19 protein-coding genes are annotated in these 18,107 nt (G+C 71.1%); 12 read left to right on the forward strand and 7 right to left on the reverse strand.

Annotation, left to right across the window (positions count from 1 at the left end; genetic code table 11):
- Nucleotides 1–29: 29 nt before the first annotated feature.
- Nucleotides 30–1,805 carry an excinuclease ABC subunit C gene (locus SM754_RS00135; protein ID WP_323674191.1) on the reverse strand — a complete coding sequence of 592 codons (1,776 nt, stop codon included), beginning with the start codon at nt 1,803–1,805 and terminating at the stop codon, nt 30–32.
- Nucleotides 1,806–1,869: 64 nt separating this feature from the next.
- A complete protein-coding gene (locus SM754_RS00140; protein ID WP_323674192.1) occupies nt 1,870–2,439 on the reverse strand; it encodes a hypothetical protein in 570 nt (189 codons plus the stop codon).
- 166 nt (nt 2,440–2,605) lie between these two features.
- Between SM754_RS00140 and SM754_RS00145 the strand changes: the two genes are divergently transcribed.
- The 5 genes from SM754_RS00145 (at nt 2,606) to SM754_RS00165 (ending at nt 6,832) form a co-directional block, all read left to right on the forward strand.
- Nucleotides 2,606–3,886 carry an outer membrane protein assembly factor BamB family protein gene (locus SM754_RS00145; protein ID WP_323674193.1) on the forward strand — a complete coding sequence of 427 codons (1,281 nt, stop codon included), beginning with the start codon at nt 2,606–2,608 and terminating at the stop codon, nt 3,884–3,886.
- 127 nt (nt 3,887–4,013) lie between these two features.
- Complete coding sequence (locus SM754_RS00150) at nt 4,014–4,325, forward strand: DUF7967 family protein (protein WP_323674194.1); 312 nt, start codon at nt 4,014–4,016, stop codon at nt 4,323–4,325.
- Between the two features lie 272 nt (nt 4,326–4,597).
- Nucleotides 4,598–5,647, forward strand: coding sequence for an ABC transporter ATP-binding protein (locus tag SM754_RS00155; RefSeq protein ID WP_323674195.1), 1,050 nt, complete (start codon nt 4,598–4,600; stop codon nt 5,645–5,647).
- Nucleotides 5,644–6,486, forward strand: a complete 843-nt coding sequence (locus tag SM754_RS00160; protein ID WP_323674196.1) for an ABC transporter permease subunit — start codon at nt 5,644–5,646, stop codon at nt 6,484–6,486. The genes SM754_RS00155 and SM754_RS00160 overlap by 4 nt, the downstream gene beginning before the upstream one ends.
- A gap of 130 nt (nt 6,487–6,616) precedes the next feature.
- A complete protein-coding gene (locus SM754_RS00165) occupies nt 6,617–6,832 on the forward strand; it encodes a hypothetical protein (protein ID WP_323674197.1) in 216 nt (71 codons plus the stop codon).
- Here the strand turns inward: SM754_RS00165 and SM754_RS00170 are convergent, their stop codons facing one another.
- Nucleotides 6,833–7,084 (reverse strand): hypothetical protein, encoded by a 252-nt coding sequence (locus SM754_RS00170; protein ID WP_323674198.1) that lies wholly within the window; start codon nt 7,082–7,084, stop codon nt 6,833–6,835.
- Nucleotides 7,085–7,182: 98 nt separating this feature from the next.
- Here SM754_RS00170 and SM754_RS00175 point away from each other — a divergent pair, with 98 nt between their 5' ends.
- The 3 genes from SM754_RS00175 to SM754_RS00185 are packed head-to-tail and all read left to right on the forward strand — an operon-like array spanning nt 7,183 to nt 9,703.
- Nucleotides 7,183–8,193 carry an ABC transporter ATP-binding protein gene (locus SM754_RS00175; RefSeq protein WP_323674199.1) on the forward strand — a complete coding sequence of 337 codons (1,011 nt, stop codon included), beginning with the start codon at nt 7,183–7,185 and terminating at the stop codon, nt 8,191–8,193.
- Nucleotides 8,193–9,029, forward strand: coding sequence for an ABC transporter permease (locus SM754_RS00180; protein WP_323674200.1), 837 nt, complete (start codon nt 8,193–8,195; stop codon nt 9,027–9,029). The genes SM754_RS00175 and SM754_RS00180 overlap by 1 nt, the downstream gene beginning before the upstream one ends.
- The gene (locus tag SM754_RS00185; RefSeq protein ID WP_323674201.1) at nt 9,026–9,703 is read left to right on the forward strand and encodes a hypothetical protein; all 678 of its coding nucleotides are present in this window, start codon (nt 9,026–9,028) and stop codon (nt 9,701–9,703) included. Before SM754_RS00180 ends, SM754_RS00185 begins: the two co-directional genes overlap by 4 nt.
- A 60-nt stretch (nt 9,704–9,763) precedes the next feature.
- Here the strand turns inward: SM754_RS00185 and ligA are convergent, their stop codons facing one another.
- A complete protein-coding gene (ligA, locus tag SM754_RS00190) occupies nt 9,764–11,899 on the reverse strand; it encodes an NAD-dependent DNA ligase LigA (protein ID WP_323674202.1) in 2,136 nt (711 codons plus the stop codon).
- Nucleotides 11,900–11,986: 87 nt separating this feature from the next.
- Nucleotides 11,987–12,277 (reverse strand): translation initiation factor eIF-1A, encoded by a 291-nt coding sequence (gene eif1A / locus SM754_RS00195; RefSeq protein ID WP_323674203.1) that lies wholly within the window; start codon nt 12,275–12,277, stop codon nt 11,987–11,989.
- A 204-nt stretch (nt 12,278–12,481) separates the two neighbouring features.
- Between eif1A and SM754_RS00200 the strand changes: the two genes are divergently transcribed.
- From SM754_RS00200 to SM754_RS00210, 3 genes are all read left to right on the forward strand, one after another.
- Entirely contained in the window at nt 12,482–12,700 is a 219-nt protein-coding gene (locus tag SM754_RS00200) for a DUF7470 family protein (RefSeq protein WP_323674204.1), read from the forward strand.
- A gap of 77 nt (nt 12,701–12,777) precedes the next feature.
- Nucleotides 12,778–12,975: a hypothetical protein gene (locus tag SM754_RS00205; protein WP_323674205.1), complete on the forward strand. Its 198-nt coding sequence runs from the start codon at nt 12,778–12,780 to the stop codon at nt 12,973–12,975.
- Between the two features lie 109 nt (nt 12,976–13,084).
- The gene (locus SM754_RS00210) at nt 13,085–13,414 is read left to right on the forward strand and encodes a transcriptional regulator (RefSeq protein WP_323674206.1); all 330 of its coding nucleotides are present in this window, start codon (nt 13,085–13,087) and stop codon (nt 13,412–13,414) included.
- A gap of 49 nt (nt 13,415–13,463) precedes the next feature.
- Here the strand turns inward: SM754_RS00210 and SM754_RS00215 are convergent, their stop codons facing one another.
- The gene (locus tag SM754_RS00215) at nt 13,464–15,479 is read right to left on the reverse strand and encodes a DUF460 domain-containing protein (protein WP_323674207.1); all 2,016 of its coding nucleotides are present in this window, start codon (nt 15,477–15,479) and stop codon (nt 13,464–13,466) included.
- Nucleotides 15,480–15,555: 76 nt separating this feature from the next.
- Nucleotides 15,556–16,491 carry a ribonuclease Z gene (rnz, locus tag SM754_RS00220; protein ID WP_323674208.1) on the reverse strand — a complete coding sequence of 312 codons (936 nt, stop codon included), beginning with the start codon at nt 16,489–16,491 and terminating at the stop codon, nt 15,556–15,558.
- 248 nt (nt 16,492–16,739) lie between these two features.
- Between rnz and SM754_RS00225 the strand changes: the two genes are divergently transcribed.
- Nucleotides 16,740–18,080, forward strand: coding sequence for a DUF4382 domain-containing protein (locus tag SM754_RS00225; RefSeq protein WP_323674209.1), 1,341 nt, complete (start codon nt 16,740–16,742; stop codon nt 18,078–18,080).
- Nucleotides 18,081–18,107 lie beyond the last annotated feature (27 nt).

The raw sequence follows: 18,107 nt of genomic DNA on the forward strand, positions 1-18,107 counted from the left end.
GCGCCGACGCACGCGCCCCGACCTCGGCCTCAGAGGCGCTCGCTGATCGCTCGCGCGGTCCGCTCGCCGACGCCGTCGACGCCCTCGAGCTCGTCGACGCTCGCCGCACGCACGTTCTCCACGCTCCCGAACCGCCCCAGCAGGCGCTTTCGCGTCTCCGGGCCGACGCCGGGGACGTCGTCGAGGACCGTCGACACGTCGTCGCGGACGCTCTGATGGTACTGGACCGCGAACCGATGCGCCTCGTCGCGCACGCGCCGCAGGAGCTGGAGCTTCGCGTCGCCGTCCCAGTCGTGCTCGCGTCGCGGCGTCACCACCGTCTCCTCGCGCTTCGCGAGCGCGACCGCTGGCACGTCCCAGCCCGCGTCGTCGAGCGCCGTCATCGCGGCATCGAGCTGGCCGCGCCCACCGTCTATCAGGAGCAGGTCCGGGTCCGGCCGGTCGTCCCGGCCCGCGACCGCGCGCTCGGCGCGCCACGCGACGAGCTCGCGCATCCGCGCGTAGTCGTCGTTCCCCTCCGCGAGCTTCTTCCGTCGGTAATCCGGCTTCTCGGCGCTCCCGTCGACGAACGTCACGTTCGACCCGACGACCGCCGTCCCGCCCGCGTGACTCACGTCGAACCCCTCGATGCGGTCGGCCGCGTCCAGGTCGAGTGCGACCGCCAGCTCGCGCGACGCGTCCCTAGTGCCGGTCGCCGTCCGCGCGTTCTTCAACGCCAGGTCGACGAGCTTCGCCTCCCGGCCCGCGCCCGGGACGCGGGTCGCGACGCCCGCCGCGTCCAGCCACGCCGCGACCTCGTCGTCGCCATGGGGCTCCGGGAGGAGGACGGCGTCCGGGAGCTCGCGCTCCGCGTAGTACTGGACGAGGAACGCCGCCAGCACCGCCGGCACCGGCTCCGCGGCGTCGACGGTCCCACCGGCACCCTCGCTCTCGCCGGGGACGTCGATGCGATGCCGGTCGCGCTCGACGAGCTGCCCGCCTTCCGCGTGGAGTCTGGCGACCGTCGCCCGGTCGCCGTCGATGGCGACCCCGAGCACGTCGACGTGGCGCTCGTAGTCGTCGCCGTCGCCGCCCGCGGCCGACACCGCCTCGCCGCCAGCGCCGTGGAACGACTCGACGACCGCCAGGCGGTCCCGGAGGTTCGCCGCGCGCTCGAACGCCTGGTCGGCGGCCGCGGCCTCCATCTCGCGCCGCAACGGGTCCGCGAGCACGCCCGTCTCGCCCCTGCAGAACCGCTTCGCGGACTCGACGTCGTCGAGGTACTCGCCCGTCGATATCTCGCCCGTACAGGGCGCGGTACAGAGCCCGACCTCGTGGTCCAGGCACGGGCGCTCGCGGTTCGCGAACTTGTGGTCCGAACAGCCACGGACGCCGAACGTCTCCCGTAACGCCTTCACGACCGTCTCCACGTCGCCCTTGTCCGTGTACGGCCCGAACACGGTCGCGTCGTCGTCCGGGTCCCGCGTCACCTCGATACGCGGGACCGCGTGGTCGGTGAACTGCACGAGCGGGTACGACTTGTCGTCCTTCAGGCGGACGTTGTACCGCGGCTGATGGCGCTTGATGAGGTTCGCCTCCAACAGCAGCGCCTGCGTCTCGGTGTCGGTCTCCGCGACCTCCAGCGCGTCCGCGCGCTCGACCATCCGTCGGATGCGCGCCGACCGCGGGTCCGCGTACGACCGCACCCGAGCACGCAGGTCCACCGCCTTCCCGACGTACAGCACGGCGTCGTCGGCGTGGAACTGGTAGACGCCCGGCTCGGTGGGGAGGTCGCTCGCGCGCTCGCGGACCGTCGCCGCGTCCATCGCCAGTCCCTAGCGGTCTCGCGGACATAGGCGTGACGTCCCGATTGCGACGATCCGCGACGCGTCACACTGCCTGAAGGGCCCGCCGGAGCTCGGCGGCTGACGCCCCGGGGTCGCCGGTGACGCGGAGGCGGACGTCGTCGTCGCCGGCGACGCCGACGGAGACGACCCGCTCGCGCGAGTCGACGTACCGGTAGCCGTGGTACGCGGCGACGACGCAGCACAGCGCGCCGACGACGGCGACCGCCTCGTCGACGAGCGCGAGCGCGGCGACGACGTCCGAGAACAGCGACACGATACCGCCGGTACCGCCGACCGCGCCCGCCTCCAGGCTCTCGGGCGTCGACACGAACGACCCGACCTCTACGAGGAGCCCGCCCGCGACGCAGGCCGCCCCGAGCACGCCCCAGACGACCGCTCGCGCGAGCCGACGCCCGTCGCTCTCGCGCCCGGCGGTGACGCCCTCGACGTTCGGGTGGTCGACGTGCCGGTAGTTCGCCGCGTCGTCGCCGGCGTCCCGGAACGCGAGGACGCGATGGCTCGTCACGTACACGCGGTTCGCGCCGACGTCCACCGTCTCGTGGACGGTCTCGCCGTCGTACAGGAGGTCGTTCACGCGGTCGCGCCACGACATCACGCCGAGGGTTCCGCGGCCGCGAGCATATCCCTTCGGGCTCGGAGTCGCCGGACTCGCGATGCCGACACGGACGCGCCACCACTGCCAGCGCCGTGGCGTTCGCGACCGCCGCCACCGGCGGGGAGGGCAAGCGGTATGTGGGTCCGCGTCGCGTCGGCTAGGCGTGACGAAGCGACTCTCCCGCCGCGACGGCCCTCCACCGAGCAGTCGATTCTCCCGCCGCGACGCGCTCGCCGCACTCGGGACGGTGGCGACGAGCGCAGCGACCGCGGGCTGCCTGACCGACGCTCTCGGTGGCGGCGGTGCGAGCGTGACGTCGACGACCGCGTTCGCGCAGTTCCGCGGCGGCCTCCGCCGACAGGGCGTCTACCCGGACGCCACGGTCCCGCAGGACCCCGGCCGCGAGTGGGCGCTCCGGGACGTGAACACGGCCGAGCACACCGCGGCGAAGGCGAGCGCGGTCCCGCTCCCGGGCGGCGACCTCCTCTGTCCCGGCGACTCGGGGTTCCTGTGGCGCGTGACCCCCGGCGGCGACGTCGTCTGGCGGACCGAGGTGACGGACGCCTCCCGCGGGATGCACGGGACGCCCGCGGTCGTCGACGGGTACGCGTTCGTCGGCGCGTACGACGGCATCCTGAGCGCGCTCGACGTCGAGACCGGCGACCTGGCGTGGCGCGCCGACCTCGGGGACGCCATCGGCTCCAGTCCCGCGTACCACGACGGCACGGTGTTCATCGCCGTCGAGTACGCCGAACCGAGCGGTGCGATGTTCGGTATCGACGCCGAGTCCGGCGACGTCGTCTGGGAGGACCAGCGGATCACGGACCACCCGCACTCGACGTGCGCCATCGACCGGGACGCGGGCCGGCTCGTCGTCGGGTCGAACGACGGGTTCCTCTACGCGTGGAGCTATCCCGACCTCGCGTTCCAGTGGCGGTTCGAGACCGACCGACCGATCAAGGGACCGGTGGCGACGCACGACGGCGGCGCGTTCTTCGGGTCGTGGGACCGCGACGTCTACCGCGTCGCGCTCGCCGACGGCACGGAGACGTGGTCGGAACGCACGAGCGCCATCGTCATGTCCGGGCCCGCGGTCGCACCCGAGCGCGGCGTCGCGTACGTCGGGAGCAAGGACGGACGGCTGTACGCGCTCGAAGCGGCCTCGGGGAAGGAACGATGGTCGTACGACGCGGGCGACGCGATAATCGGGTGTCCGACGGTCGCCGGCGACCGCGTCCTCGTCGGGTCGTACGGCGCGCGCCTGCACGCCGTCGACGCCGCGTCCGGTGACGCCGTCTGGCACGCCGAGGGCGTCGGGCGCGTCACGAGCACGCCCCGCGTCGTCGACGGCGCGGTGTACTTCACCGACCGCGCCAGCGACACGTACCTCGACGACGAGAGCGGGAAGACCGGCGGACTTTACAAGCTCGCCGACGGCGCGTAGTCGCGCCAGAGCGGGCGACCGGGTCGGTCCGGGCACCGTCGTCGCGGACGACCACGCCGTCGGAACGGTCGCGTCGGCGTCGTCGCGTTCCCGAGGATACAAGCCCGCGGTGCGGGAACGAAGCGGTATGACCGACGACGCAGCCGCCGACGAGAACGCGGACGAGGGCGACGCGACCGACGGGGACGTGCGCTGCTGGCTCGTGGAGCGCGAGTACACCGACAAGGGCCTCGTGACGCTCGTGTACGCCGAACCCGGCGGGGAGCGCGCCGCGACCATGCAGCGCTCCTCGAACATGCTCGCGCGGACGGACGTCACCGCCGCCCGCGACGTCGACCGCGACGAGCTCGAACCCGTCGACGACCCCGACGTCCGCGACCGGTACGCGACCGAGGTCGAACGCACCAGCGAGAGCCACGCGCCCGACGACGCGCTGTAGCCGGCGCGGTGGTGTGGCCGCCGTGGTAGTGTGGCTGGCGCGGGAGTGTAGCCGACGCGGTGGCGTCGCCGGCACGGTTCGGCGTCTCGGGCTGGCACCGTCTCTTCGGTACCTGTCAGCGACGGCTGGCGGTGACGTCCGCCACCGGTAAGTGTCTGATTACGTTGGTTTCTTTCGATAAACGGTGGTTAGACTGGTGTGTATACCGTGTTCAAAACGTGACACGAAGTTTCAGTCTATCTATAAGTACTCTGCGGTCGTCTACTAGGTATATGACTTCAGCCATCAGCATCGCCGGTCTCACGAAGCGATTCCCGGGTGACGTCCTCGCGCTCGAGAACGTCGACCTCGAGGTTCACGAGGGCGAGATATTCGGGTTCCTCGGGCCGAACGGCGCCGGGAAGTCCACGACCATCAACGTCCTCCTGGACTTCGTGCGCCCCACCTCCGGGACCGTCAGCGTCCTCGGGATGAACCCCCAGCGCGAGGGCGTCGCGCTCCGCCAGCGCGTCGGCGTCCTCCCCGACGGCTTCCACGTCTACGACCGCCTCACCGGCCGCCAGCACGTCCAGTTCGCGGTCGACTCCAAGCGCGTCGACGAGGACGTGGACGCCCTCCTCGACCGCGTCGACATCCTCGACGCCGCCGACCGCAAGGCCGGCGGCTACTCGAAGGGGATGAAGCAACGCCTCGTGCTCGCGATGGCGCTCGTCGGCGACCCCGACATCCTCGTCCTCGACGAACCCACCACGGGCCTCGACCCGAACGGCGCCCGCGAGATCCGCGAGATCATCCGCGAGGAAGCGGCGCGCGGCGCGACCGTGTTCTTCTCGAGCCACATCCTCGAACAGGTGGAGGCGGTCTGCGACCGCGTCTGCATCCTCGACGACGGGCGCGTCGTCGCCGTCGACACCATCGAGAACCTCCGCGAGAGCGTCGACGCCGACGCCCGCATGACCGTCGAACTCGACGCCGTCCCCACCCCCGCGGTGCTCGACGCCGTCGAAGCCGTCGCCGGTGTGACCGCCGTCACCGCCAGCGACTCGACCCTCACCGTCGCGTGCGACCCCGGCGTGAAGACCCGCGTCCTCGACGCCATCGAAGCGCAGGGCGTCGACGTCCGCGACTTCGCCACCGACCGCACCAGCCTCGAGGACCTGTTCATGACCTACACCAGCCACGACACCGACGACGAACTGACCGCCGGCAGCGAGACCGACCGCGCCGCGGCCGACGCACCGACCACGGACGCGACCACGACCGACGGGAGCGAGGACGACGCCGAAACTGACGCGGCCGAGCCCTCGGAGGTGTCGCGATGAGCGTCACCGCCATCGCCCGGAAGGACTTCCAGGACGCCCGCGGTTCGCGCGCGCTCTGGCTCCTCACGGCGCTGTTCGTGCTGTTCGCGGCGTTCATGGTGTGGGCGTTCAGCGAGTTCGAAGCCGGCGGCGTCGGCGCGGACCCCGACCTCGCCGCGCTCGGGTTCTACGACTTCCTCGCCGCCAGCGCCGCGCTGTTCGTGAGCGTCACCGCGCTCGTCGTCGCGTACAAGGCCGTCGCCGGCGAGCGCGACAGCGGGAGTGCCAAACTCCTGCTCGGCCTCCCGCACTCCCGCAGGGACGTCGTCCTCGGGAAGGTGTTCGGCCGGAGCCTCACCATGGCCATCCCCGTCCTCCTCGGGTTCGGGCTCGCGTTCGGCCTCGCGTTCTGGCTGCTCGGGAGCGTGAGCCTCGTGGACTACGCGCTGTTCGTCGGCGTCACCGTCCTGTTCGCGTTCGCGTACGTCAGCCTCATGGTCGCCATCTCCGCGAGCGTCTCGACGACGAGTCGCGCCAGCGCGCTCGCGTTCGGCACCTTCGTCGTCCTCGAACTCGTCTGGGGGCTCGTCGCCACCGGCGCCGTCTACCTCGCGAACGGCTTCGCGCTCCCCGCGACCATCGCCCAGTACCCCGACTGGTACTTCGGAATCACGAGCTTCGCGCCCTCCGCGGCCTACCAGTCCGCGGTCGCCGCGGTCGTCGACGCCAGCAGCAGCGGCGGCCTCGCCGGCAGCGACGCCGTCTACCTCGACCCCTGGTTCGGGTTCGTCTGGCTCGCCGTCTGGGCGATCGTCCCGCTCGCACTCGCGTACGGCAAGTTCACCCGGGCCGACCTCTGAGTCGCCTCGACCCGATTCGGTCTTCGTTTCTTTCGACGCCGACGCGTCCGAGCGACCGCGTCTACCCTCCACCGAGCCGGGTCGACCCGCGACCGAGCGATTCAATCCGCCGGCGCGGGTACGTCGACGCGTGCCTTCGCTCCTCGACAACGACGCGGTCCGCTGGACCGTCGCATCCGTCCTCCTGTTCGCACCCGCCGGGGTCGTCCTGTCGCTGGCGACGCCGCCGGACGCGAGCGCGCTCGCGACGCTCCTGCTCGGCGTGAACGCCATCTTCGCGTGGACGGTCGGCTACTGGCTCGTCTACCGCGGCGGCCTCGAACGCCTCGGCGTCGCCGGCGAGTAGTCACCGACGGGTTCGTTCGAGCGACGCCATCGTCGACACGTACATCAGGACGACGCCGGCGACGAAGTACCCGAGGACGAACGTAACCCCGACCGCGTCCGTACTCGTTGCGGCGTCCCGCTGGACGCTCAAGAAGGCGTGCTGCCAGAACGTGAGCGCCGCGAAGCCCGCGAGCACCGCACCGAGCGAGAAGGCGGCCGCCGGCCGCAGATGCTCGCGTGCCCGCGTCGCGAAACCGCGTCCCATCTCCATACCCGCTCGATTTCCCCGTCGAGCCATGTGTTCTTCGGTCCGACCGACCACCCCGCCCCTCCGGTAGCCTCTTGTGCGTTCCTCGACACGTGCGGGGTATGGCAGCTATCGAACTCCGCGACGTGACCAAGCGCTTCGGGACGGTCACGGCCCTGGACGGCCTCGACCTCGAGGTGCGCGAGGGCGAGGTGTTCGGGTTCCTCGGCCCGAACGGCGCGGGGAAGTCCACGACCATCGACATCCTGCTCGACTACGTCCGGCCGACGAGCGGGACCGCGACGGTGTTCGGGCACGACGCGCAGGCGGCGCCGACGGCGGTCCGCGAGCGCGTCGGCATCCTCCCGGACGGCTACGGCTCGCTCGGCCGGATGACCGGGCGCGAGCAGCTCGAGTTCACCATCGAGGCGCGACGCGGCCGCGAGCACCCCGACGAGATACTGGAGCGCGTCGGCCTCGCCGACGACGGCGACCGTCAGGTCCGCACGTACTCCAAGGGGATGGCTCAGCGACTGATGCTCGGGATGGCGCTCGTCGGCGACCCCGACCTCCTCGTGCTCGACGAACCGACGACCGGACTCGACCCCGCCGGCGCACGCATGATGCGCGACGTCATCGACGACGCCGTCAGCGACGGCCGGACCGTGTTCTTCTCCAGTCACATCCTCGGGCAGGTCGAGGCGGTCGCGGACCGCGTCGGCATCCTCTACGGCGGCGACCTCGTCGCCGTCGACACCATCGACGCGCTCCGCGAGACCGCGGGCGCGACCGGCGGCGTCACCGTCACGCTCGACGAACGCCCCGACACGCTCCGGAACGCCGTCGCCGGCCTCCGCGGCGTCACCGACGTCACCGTCGACCGCGACGACCAGGGGCGCCCGGTCGTCGACGCCGCCTGCACCGCCGCCGCGAAGGGCCGCGTCGTCAAGACGTGCTACGACGACGGCGCGGACGTCCGCGACGTCGACACGCGCGAAGCCAGCCTCGAGGAGCTGTTCGTCGCGTACACGAACGACGACGCGACCGCGAGCAGTGCCAGCGGCGGGACCAGAACCGGCGACGGGACCGCGGCCAGGGACGCGTCCGCGACCACCCGCGGAGGTGGGTCGTGATGTGGCGGCTCGTCGCGCGCAAGGACGTCCGCGACAGCGTCCGGGAACGCCAACTCCACGTCGGCGTCGCCCTGTTCGCGATCGTCGGTGCCATCGCTGGGTACCTCTACGCGAGCAGCTACGACCCCACCTACGTCGACCGGCCCGGCCTCCGGTTCCTCGGCGTCCTCGTCGGCGCCGCCCTGTTCCTCGCGCCCATCGCCGCCATCATGCTCGCGCAGGGCCGCATCGTCGACAAACGCACCCGCGGCGAGCTCGTCGTCCTCCTCGGGATGCCGTTCTCGCGCCGCGACGTCGTCCTCGGGAGCCTCGCCGGCCGGTTCGCGGTCACCGCCGCCGTCGTGACGTGCCTGTTCGCGTTCGCGACCGCCGTCGCCGGACTCATGCTCGCCCCCATCCCGCTCCTGCGGCTCCTCGCCGCCCTCGCCGTCCTCGTCGCGTTCGCCGGCGTCTTCGCCGCGCTCGGCACCGCGATATCGGCGGCGGTCACGGGGACGACGCGCGCCGCCGTGCTCGCCGTCGGCACCTACCTGTTCTTCGTGTTCCGCCTCCACGACATCCTCTGGCGACTCCTCGTGAACGGCGTGTACGGCACGCAGGACGCGCCCGCGACCCTCCTCCCGGCCGTCGCCCAGTTCGGGCCGTTCACCGCCCTCCGGAACGTCGTCGTCGGCGTCTACCCCGACATCGCCGGGGCGTTCGGGTACTTCGGCGCGCAGCCGCCGACGGACCTGACGCTCCTCGCGGAACCGTCGGTCGGCGTCGTCGTCCTCGTCCTCTGGGCGACCGCGCCGCTGTACGTCGCGTTCGAACGCTTCCAGGGGGCGGACCTGTGACCGCGACCGTCACGTGCTTCCTCGACGACGAGCGCCGTCGGCGGTTTGCGCGCCTCCGCGCTCGCGCCTACGTCGGCCCGCGACCGGGCGTCGTCGCCGTCGACGGCGACGGCCGGCTCGTCGTTCACCTCCCCGAGGGTACCGAGCCGAACGCGCGCGTCCTCGCCGGGCACGTCCTCGGACCGGGAGAGCGCGCCGCGGCCATCGTCGCGACCGACCGCGACGGGGAGTCCGTCGAACTCGGCTACGTCTACCAGGGTCGCGACGACGGCGGCCTCCAGCGCCTCGCCGCGGAACTCGGGGATGGTGGCGATGCCGGAAGCGACGCGCACGCCGCCATCAGGCGCCAGTTCGGCCTGGACGCCGCCCGCGACCCGATCGGCCTCCGCGAGCGCCTCGAACGCGAGTACGGCCCGGACTACCGGCCGCTCGACGAACTCCACTTCTACGCGCAGCAGCTCGCGGACGCCGCCGACCCCGACGTCGTCCTCAGCGACCCCGCGATACGGGGCGACCCCCGCGAGCGCGTCCGCGAACTCGTCGCCGACCTCGACGACGACGCGCTCACCGCCGCGTTCGAGGAGGGGGACTGGACGTGGCTCGCCAGCCTCGCCGCCGACCGCACGAGCAGACCACCGGTCGCGTACGAACCCGACGACCACGACGTCGTTTGAACTGACTGCTCCAGCATCCGACGGCCGCCAGGCCGGCGGTTTGGGAGGTGCTGGTGTCGGTTACTCGCCGGGCCACTCGTCGACGCCGTGGTCCTCGAGAAGTTCGTGGAGCTCGCTCTCGTCGAGGGTGGGGACGCCCTCGTCGTCGGCGTCGCTCGTCTTGCTCGCGCCGGGATTGTCCCCGGTGACGAGGTAGTCGGTGTTCCCGGAGACGCTCCCCGTCGCGCTCCCGCCGTGGTCCTCGACGACCGCCTCGAACTCGCTCCGCGGGGCGGAGAGCGAGCCCGTGAAGACGAACGTCACCCCGTCGAGCTCCTCGCCCGCGACCCCCTCCGCTTCCAGTGGAGACACGTGCACGAGGAGGTCGTCGAGCACCGCCGCGTTCGCCTCGCTCTCGAAGAAGTCCACGAGCTGGGTGGCGACTGCGTCGCCGACGCCGTCGACCGCCGTCAGCGCCTCGCGGTCGTCGCTCGCCGCGGCGTCGCGGAGCGCGTCGAACGTCCCGAAGTGTCGCGCGAGCCGGTCGGCGAGCTCCGGGCCGACCTCCTGGATGCCGAGCGCGGCGACGAAGTCCGCGAGCGCGGGCTCGCGGGTCGCGTCCAGTTCCGCGACGAGCTTCTCGGCGCTGCGCTCGCCCCAGCCCTCGAGCGCCGCCAGGTCGCCCTCGGTGAGCTCGTAGAGGTCGGCGACGCCGTCCTCGACGAGGCCCGCGTCCACGAGCTGACTCACAGTCTCCTCGCCGAGCCCCTCGACGTCCAGGCCCTTGTCGCTCCCGTAGTACTCGACGCTCCGCCGGAGCTGTGCGGGACACCCGAGGCCGCCCGTGCAGTACGCCATCGGACCCTCGCGCTCGACGGGACTCCCGCAGACCGGGCACGTCTCCGGGAGCTCGTAGGGGCCGTCGCTGTTCCGTTCGACGACCGCGTCGACGTACGGGATGACGTCGCCGGCGCGCTGCACGCGCACCACGTCGCCGACGCCGACGCCCAGGTCCTCGACCTCGTCGAAGTTGTGGAGGCTCGCCCTGGAGACCGTCACCCCGCCGACGTCCACGGGCTCCAGGAGCGCCACGGGCGTCAACCGGCCGGTGCGGCCAACCTGCACGGTCACGTTCGCGACCGGCGTCTCCTCGTCCCTGGCGGGGAACTTGTACGCCTTCGCCCACCGCGGCGCACGCGCCGTCGCCCCCAACTCCTCGCGGGCCGCCGCGGAGTCGACCTTCACGACCACGCCGTCGACCTCGTAGTCCAGGTCGTCGCGCTCGGCGAGCAGGTCGTCGCGATACCGGATGGCGTCCTCGACGCTCGCGCCCGTCTCCACGCGCTCGCAGACCGGCAGGCCGAGGTCGCGGAACGCGTCGAGCGCCGCGCTGTGCGTCTCCCAGGGGTCGCTCGAATCGAGCGCGTCGAAGAAGAATATCGAGAGCGGGCGCTCCGCGACCACGGACGGGTCCTGCTGGCGGACCGTGCCCGCGGTCGCGTTCCGCGGGTTCGCGAACGGGTCGTCGCCGCGCTCCACGCGCTCGGTGTTGTACTCCGTGAACGCCTCGCGAGGCATGTACACCTCGCCGCGGACCGCGAGGAACGCCGGCGGACTCCCGCGCAACCGCTGCGGGACGGCGGCGATCGTCCGCGCGTTCCGCGTCACGTCGTCGCCCTCGTCGCCGTCGCCGCGCGTCGTCGCCCGCACCAGTTCACCGTCCTCGTACACCACCTCGAGGCTCACGCCGTCGAACTTCGGCTCCAGCACGTACTCGACGTCGCCGACCTCGCGGCGCACCCGGTCGTCGAACTCGCGGACGCCCGCCGCCGTGTCGGTGTGGTCGATGGAGAGCATCGGCGCGACGTGCTCGACCGTCTCGAACGCCTCGACGGGCTCCCCGCCGACGCGGTTCGACGGCGACCCCTCGATATCGAGGTCGAACGCGTCCTCCAGGTCCAGCAACCGCGCGAACAGCGCGTCGTACGCGCGGTCCGCTATCTCGGGGTCGTGGTCGACGTAGTACCGGTAATCGTGGAACTCCAGGGCCTCCCGGAGCGCTTCGGCCTGCTCGCGCGCGGTCGCCTCGTCGAGGTCGTCGACGGGCTCGAAGTCGGTGTCGGGCTCGCGAACGAACGGATTGTCCGCCGGCTCGCCCTCGGCCGCGTCGCTCCCCGACCCATCCCTCGCCGTCTCGCTCGCGTCGCTCGAAGTCACTACCCGCGGCTACGCCCGCATCCGCCTAAAACGCTCGCAGTTCCGCTCGCTACCCACCCGGACACGCGACCGAGCGTCGAGAACGAGTCAGGCGATGTGGCCTTCTTCGCGGAGCTGTTCGGCGTCCTGCTTCTCGTAGCGGTACGTGATGTCGGCCTTCTCGTCCTGCCAGTCCCACGGGTCGACGAGCACGACGTCGTCCTCGCGGATCCAGACGCGCTTCTGCATCTTCCCGGGGATGCGAGCGGTGCGCTCGACGCCGTCCGCGCACCTGACTTTCACCCGGTTCGCGCCGAGCATATCCGTCACGGTAGCGAACACCTCGTCGTCGTCGGGCATCCGGAGGTCGTTCCGTCCCCCGTCGTCGTTGTCGCTCATACCGTCCGGTTCTCACGCGACATTTTTAACTGGTTCCCTCGCGGCCGACGCCGCGTCGCCGCCGACCGGGCTCTCTGTCGTCACGACCGCTCGCGGACCGGTTCCGCCGCCCTCCGTCACGACCACCCGCGGAGCGCTCCACGGGTCGCCACGACCGCCCGTGGACCGGCAGGTTTAGGCCGTCCCGCGGACCAAGCCGGGGACATGAGTCAACGAAGCGGCGGTCTCGGTCGCATGGCGAAGATGCTTGGCGTCTCGGGATTCCTCGGCCTGCTGTGCATCCTCGGCGGCATCGCAGCGATCGCCAGCCAGAACCTCGTCATCGGCGGCGGCGTCGCGCTCGTCCTCGCCGGCCTCGGGCTCTTCGTCCGCGCCGTCGTCTCCGGCCTCATGGGGATGATGGGCATGGGCGGCATGATGTGAGGGAGGTCGAGCACGACGGCACCCTCGGTATCCGCCGGCAGACGTGGTTTGATGCAGTTCCTCGCCCAAGGGACGGTATGGATACCGACCAGTTGAAGGAACTCGTCCCGCACTACCTCGCGATGATTCTCCTCGTCTTCGCCGTCCTCACCGTCGTTCGGACGGCGGTCGGCGACCTCGGGTTCTGGGGGGAGCTGGTGGTCGTCGTGGCGATCGCCTTCGCGTACCGGCCCGCCGTGGTCCGGCTCGGCGTCGCACCGACCGTCTGGGAGTGACGACCCGGCGCTCGCGCAGTCCGGGCCGGCCGAGTGCGCCGTTCGATGCCGACCGTCCGCTGGGCGCCCCGCCGATTCCGTGCGTCGGCATCATCCCCGCGCCGTTGCGGTGCTCGGCTGTCACTCCGTTCCGCCTCACAACGACCTACTCGACGCCATCACCCACGTCCAGCGCCGGAAACTGCTGCGCGAACCGTTGATTCACAACCCACAGGACGACGAGCCCGTCGTCGTCGATGCGGACCAATCGGCGGCCGAGGAACTCACGCGACTCATCGAGATGCGGCACGCCCACCTTCCGCTACTGGAGGAGTACGGCTTCATCGTCTGGAACCAGAAAACCAACGAGGTGTCGAAAGGCCGGCACTTCGAGGAGAGACGCCCGCTGCTGGAGTTGGTCGCCGACCACGAAGACGAACTCCCCGACGGGTGGCTGTAGCACGCTCCACGCCCGGGACGGACCGGTCGATATAGTCTCTGCGCGGCGCTCAACTCCGACGCTGGTCCTTCTTCGTCTCCGCGCGATGCTCGCTGATGAGCTGGTCGAGCTGTTCGGCCTTCTGCTCCTTCCGGCGTTCCGCGGCGCGGTCGTGCCAGTCGTCGACGACCGCCTCGACGTCGTCCTCGCGCGCGACCGCGAGCTCGTCGACCTCCTGCATCGCGACGTCGTCGGCCGGCCCGACCGGAACCGCCGCGTCGAACAGCACGCTGTCGGCCATCTCCGAGAGGCCGCCGTCGCCGACGAGCACCACGCGCGGCTCGAACGCCGCGAGCTTCTCCGCCGTCGACCGCCCCGCACCCGCCGCGTCCCGCAGAAAGACGACGTCGTCGGTCGCGAGCCCGTACGCCTCGTGCGCGTCGTCGATCGCCGCCTTCGTGAACTCCTCCACGGGCTTGACCGGCACCAGCCCCTGCTTCTTCTCCTCGACGTCCGCGAAGTTCGAGTGATCGAGCTTCCACAGCTCCTTCAGGCGCGCGAGCTTCCCCTCCAGCTCCTCGATGCGTTCGTCGCGCTCGTCGACGTCCCGTTCGAGCGCGTCGTTCCGGCGCTCCAACCGGGAGACGGTCCGACGCTCCCGGGCGTCGCGACGCTCCTCGCGCCGGGACTCCTCCAGCTCGCCCTCCAACTCCTCGATGCGGTCGTCCTTCTCTGCGACCGCCGACTCCAGCTCCTCGACGTGTCCCTGGAGGCGCTCGACCTGGCGCTCCAGGGTCCTGATGCGTTTCTCCTCCGCGCTCAGCTCGCGCTCGACGTGCTCGCTGCCGTCGTCGTCCCCACCGCCGTCCCCGTCGCTCGCCGTGAGGTCCTCGACGACCGCCTCCACCGACTCCTCGCCCGCGACCACGCGCGCCGTCACCTCGCCGCGGTCGAGCCGCGGCGGCGTCTTCCGCGCCACGCGCTCGAACTGGTCCTCGTGGTCGTCGAACGCGAACAACGCCGCCGCCAACGCGTCCCGCTCGTGGTCGTTCTCGTACCCCTCCTCGCGGGTGCGATGCTGCTTCTCGTCGACCGGCAGGTCGCTATCCGGTATCCAGCCGGCGGCGTCGAAGCTCCGCCGTATCTTCTCGACCGTGTTCGGCATCGGCTCCACGTCCGCCGCGACGAGGACGGGTCGCCCGCGTTCGACGATCCACTCGATGACCGCCGCCGTGTCCGCGGTCCGCGTCGACAGCACGTCCAGCACGCTCCCGTCGAGGGAGACGATGGCGACCGCGGTCGTCGTCCCCGGGTCGACGCCGACGAGGACGTGGTCGCGGCGCTTCGCGAGCGGCTCGAACTCGATGCCGTCCCGGCGCTCGCGCTCGATCTCCACGCGCACGTCCCCGGACCGATGCCGGCTCACGGGGATGTCCTGCGGGCGTCCCTCGACGTGGAAGAGCGCCTGCGAGAACCCGCCGTACTTCTCGGTCACCTCGCGCTCGTACTCGAGGCCCGCGTCGTCGAGCTCGCTCCCGACCTCGCGAGCGCGCGTCTTCACGCTCCCGTGGATGCGGCGCGTGAACCGGTCCTCCGACCAGCCGCCCTTCCCCGTGGAGCGGCCGCGAGCGACCTTCACGGTCGTCTCGTCGGTGAACGCCGACACCTCCACGCCGACGTTCCCCGCCGCCAGCCGCGCGGCGGCCTCGGCCTCCTGCATCGGGTCCTTCCCGTAGGGCACACCGTGGCGTTTCGCGACGCGCGACAGCGGCTCGGGCTGCTCCGCGCCCGTCACCTGCACGAGCTTCGTGCCCGCCGGCAGCTCGCCGAGGAAGTGCACCAGAGCGTCCTTGTCCGCGGCGAGCTCGTACATGTTGTCCGTCGCGACGATACCCGGCTCCTCGTCGGCGATGCGCCGCCGGAGCTTCCGCAGCGTGACGACGTCGCGCTCGACGTCGTACCCGTCGTCGTCCGCGCTCGACTCGAGGACGACGAGCGCGTACGACGGCGCGTCCCCGCGCACGTCCCCGCTCTGGACGTCCACGCCGAAGACGACGCTGTCCAGTGCGCTGGTTCTCGCACTCACTACCCGGTCGTAGGGGCGAGACGCGTAAAAGCTCCGCGGGGGTGCCGGTTTCGCGGGACCCGACGGCTCCCGGCGATCAGTCGTCGGCGTCGGGGAACGGCACGTCGAACGTCTCGCCGTCGCGGGGAACCCACGAGTGGCCGTCGAACGCCTCGGCCGCTTCGACCTCGTGCGCGGAGGCGTCGCCGGCGTACCGCGAGGAGATGTGGACGAGCGCGAGCCGCTTCGCGTTCGCCTGCTGCGCGATACTCCCGGCCTGCGCGGCCGTCGAGTGCGCGGTCGACTCGGCGCGGTCCTCGCACTCGTCGGTGAACGTCGCGTCGTGCACGAGCAGGTCCGCGTCCGCTGCCGCGTCGACCGTGCTCCCGGTCGGCGTCGTATCGCCCGTGTAGACGACCGTCCGCCCCGGCCGCGGGTCGCCGACGACCTCCTCGGGCTCGACGACCGTACCGTCCTCGAGTTCGACCGGCTCGCCGCGGTGGAGCTTCGAGTACTTCGGACCCGGTTCGATACCGAGCTCCGTCTCGGCCTTCTCTCGGTCGAACCGTCCCTTCCGGTCGTCCTCCACGACCGCGTACCCGACCGCGTTCGTCCGATGGGTCACGTCGAACGCGCGGACCTCGTACCCGTCGCCGTCGAGCGCGACGTCGCCCGCCCGCACCTCTTTGACGCGAACGGGGAACCCCGGAGCGTTCCCGGTCGCGTTCAGGAGGCGTTTCGCGGTCTGGCGTTCGCCCGCCGGGACGTGCACGGCGAGCGGTCGGTCGCGCTCGTTGAAGTCCATCGTCTGCGTCAACCCGGGGATTCCGAGGACGTGATCGCCGTGCGTGTGCGTGACGAACAGGTGGTCGACGCCGAAGCCGGTCCCGTACCGCATCATCTGGCGCTGCGTGCCCTCGCCGCAGTCGAAGAGGAGGTCGTCGCCCTCGCGGGACACGAACAGCGCCGACGGGTTCCGCTCGGTGGTCGGGATGGCACCACTCGTCCCGAGGAACGTCACGCGTAAGGACATGCTCGTCCGGTTTTCGGGCGGCCACCGGGAAACCCGTATCGGAACGGCGGCGTCGACGGGCGCGGCCGCCGGGCCCGAACCGGTCCGAACCCACGCTCTCGAATCTCGATGCGGAACCGACCGTGGACGTCGCCGCTGCGGGCCGGTTCCGGCGACGGTTCGCGTCCGTTCAAACCGTTCACGCCGACTGAACGAGGCCGAACGTTCTATCCCGGTTATGACCGAGTAGTGTGTACGTACTCTCGACGATGACCACGAAGAACGCTATCGGCGCGATCGCCGTGGCAGCCCTCCTCGTGCTGGCGGGCTGTTCCACTGCGGTACCCGGGACGACCACGGGAGCACAGGCGACGACCGACGATACCGGCTCGATGGACGCGAGCGACTCGGCGGACCTCACGTTCTACGTGAGCGACCGCCCGGGCGCCATCGAGGACTTCGAGCACCTGAACGTCACCATCACGAAGATCGGCCTGCACGAGGCCGGCGGTGACGACGGCGCGGACGACGCCGAGTCCGCGAACGAGACGACCGACGCGGACGAGGACAGCGAGGGCAGTGCGTCCGCGAACGATACGACCGAAGCGGACGCGAACGCCGACCTCGGCGACGTCGAGACCACGACGGTCGACGACCCGAACGAGACGACCGTCGAGATGAACGACACCGACACCGAGACCGACGACTCCGAGGAGACGGAGGAGCCAGAAGAGACCGAGGAGACCGAAGAGCCTGAAGAGACCGAGGACTCCGAGGAGACCGACGAATCCGACGACGAGTCCAAAGACGAGGACGCCGAGGGCGACGAGTCGTCCGAGAAGGACGGCTGGGTCATGCACGACGTCGACAACGCGACCGTCGACCTGACGAAGCTCCAGGCCGCGAACGCGACCGCCATCTCGAACGTGTCGGTGCCCGCCGGCGAGTACGACAAGGTGTTCGTGTACGTGAGCGACATCAACGCGACGCTCACGAACGGCGAGAGCGTGAACGTCAAGCTCCCGAGCCAGAAGCTCCAGCTCAACAAGAACTTCGAGCTGTCGGCGAACTCCTCGCCGGATTTCGTGTTCGACATCAACGTCCACAAGGCGGGGAACTCCGGGAAGTACATCCTCCGTCCGATCGTGAGCGAGTCCGGGACGGGCGACCAGGTCGAGATCGAGAAGGTCGACAAGAACGGGAAGCCCGAGAACCCCGGGAACAGCGGCGCGAAGGGGAAGGACAAGGCCGACGACGGTGAGGATGACGGCGACGACGAATCCAACGAGAGCGAGTCCGAGACCGAGAGCGCCCTCGAGGCGACGCTCGACGGGAAGGTCCGCGCCGGCGAGACGGTCACGCTCTCCGTGACGGACGCGAACGGCTCCGTCGCGAACGCGACCGTCGCGGTGAACGGCGAGACCGTCGGCGAGACCGGTACCGACGGGACGCTCGCGTTCGAGGTACCCGACACCGAGGAGCTCGCGGTCAAGGTGACCGCGGGCGACGCCGAGGTCGAACTCGAACGCAAGGTCAAGGGCGGGAACGGCGGCGGTAACGGGAACGGGAACGGGAACGGCCAGTTGGTCGGCGGGTACGCGGTAGTCTGACCGACCGACGGCGGCGGTTCGTGCGGG

Source organism: Halorubellus amylolyticus (assembly GCF_034808145.1).
Lineage (GTDB): Archaea > Halobacteriota > Halobacteria > Halobacteriales > Natrialbaceae > Halorubellus.

Bases quoted from the DNA above. Each gene is read 5' to 3' on its own strand.
- SM754_RS00135 (WP_323674191.1), bottom strand. From the start codon at position 1,805: ATGGACGCGGCGACGGTCCGCGAGCGCGCGAGCGACCTCCCCACCGAG.
- SM754_RS00225 (WP_323674209.1), top strand. From the start codon at position 16,740: ATGACCACGAAGAACGCTATCGGCGCGATCGCCGTGGCAGCCCTCCTC.
- SM754_RS00150 (WP_323674194.1), top strand. From the start codon at position 4,014: ATGACCGACGACGCAGCCGCCGACGAGAACGCGGACGAGGGCGACGCG.
- eif1A (WP_323674203.1), bottom strand. From the start codon at position 12,277: ATGAGCGACAACGACGACGGGGGACGGAACGACCTCCGGATGCCCGAC.
- rnz (WP_323674208.1), bottom strand. From the start codon at position 16,491: ATGTCCTTACGCGTGACGTTCCTCGGGACGAGTGGTGCCATCCCGACC.
- SM754_RS00175 (WP_323674199.1), top strand. From the start codon at position 7,183: ATGGCAGCTATCGAACTCCGCGACGTGACCAAGCGCTTCGGGACGGTC.
- SM754_RS00200 (WP_323674204.1), top strand. From the start codon at position 12,482: ATGAGTCAACGAAGCGGCGGTCTCGGTCGCATGGCGAAGATGCTTGGC.
- SM754_RS00170 (WP_323674198.1), bottom strand. From the start codon at position 7,084: ATGGAGATGGGACGCGGTTTCGCGACGCGGGCACGCGAGCATCTGCGG.
- SM754_RS00155 (WP_323674195.1), top strand. From the start codon at position 4,598: ATGACTTCAGCCATCAGCATCGCCGGTCTCACGAAGCGATTCCCGGGT.
- SM754_RS00160 (WP_323674196.1), top strand. From the start codon at position 5,644: ATGAGCGTCACCGCCATCGCCCGGAAGGACTTCCAGGACGCCCGCGGT.
- SM754_RS00140 (WP_323674192.1), bottom strand. From the start codon at position 2,439: ATGTCGTGGCGCGACCGCGTGAACGACCTCCTGTACGACGGCGAGACC.
- SM754_RS00180 (WP_323674200.1), top strand. From the start codon at position 8,193: ATGTGGCGGCTCGTCGCGCGCAAGGACGTCCGCGACAGCGTCCGGGAA.
- SM754_RS00205 (WP_323674205.1), top strand. From the start codon at position 12,778: ATGGATACCGACCAGTTGAAGGAACTCGTCCCGCACTACCTCGCGATG.